The sequence below is a fragment of the Streptomyces synnematoformans genome (assembly GCF_039531005.1).
Taxonomy (GTDB): domain Bacteria; phylum Actinomycetota; class Actinomycetes; order Streptomycetales; family Streptomycetaceae; genus Streptomyces; species Streptomyces synnematoformans.
The window spans coordinates 1-699 of record NZ_BAAAPF010000742.1 but is presented as its reverse complement, the minus strand read 5'-3'; the positions used below and the strand labels follow the sequence as shown (position 1 = coordinate 699).

Here is a 699-nt window from a genome sequence, read left to right as displayed (position 1 = left end):
GTCGAAGTAGGGGCGGAACTCACGTACGGCGTCCTGGGAGTTTTTGCGCATGAAGATGTGTCCGCCGAGGCCGACGATGGCTTGTTCGGGGGTGCCGTGGCGGTAGTGGGCGTAGCGGGTGCGGTAGAGGTCGATGAGGCGTTGGAAGTGTTCTTTGGGCCAGAAGATGTTGTTGGCGAAGAAGCCGTCTCCGTAGTAGGCGGCTTGTTCGGCGATTTCGGGGGAGCGGATGGAGCCGTGCCAGACGAAGGGGGGTACGTCGTCCAGGGGGCGGGGGGTGGAGGTGAAGCCTTGCAGGGGGGTGCGGAAGCGGCCTTCCCAGTCGACGGTGTCCTCGCGCCACAGGCGGTGGAGGAGGGCGTAGTTTTCGATGGCCAGGGGGATGCCCTGGCGGATGTCCTGGCCGAACCAGGGGTAGACGGGTCCGGTGTTGCCGCGGCCTGTCATGACGTCTACGCGGCCGTCGGCCAGGTGCTGGAGCATGGCGAAGTCTTCGGCGATCTTCACCGGGTCGTTGGTGGTGATCAGTGTGGTGGAGGTGGAGAGGATCAGCCGTGTGGTGCGGGCGGCGATCCAGCCGAGCATGGTGGTGGGGGAGGAGGGGACGAACGGGGGGTTGTGGTGCTCGCCGGTGGCGAAGACGTCGAGGCCGACCTCCTCGGCCTTGAGCGCGATCGCGGTCATCGACGTGATCCGCTC

Annotated in this window: 1 protein-coding gene; it reads right to left on the bottom strand. The window is 66.1% G+C overall.

Features of this window, described 5'->3' with window-relative positions:
* Nucleotides 1-699, bottom strand: a 699-nt coding sequence (locus ABD317_RS37455; RefSeq protein WP_344296606.1) for an LLM class flavin-dependent oxidoreductase, incomplete at both ends; no start/stop codon positions are given.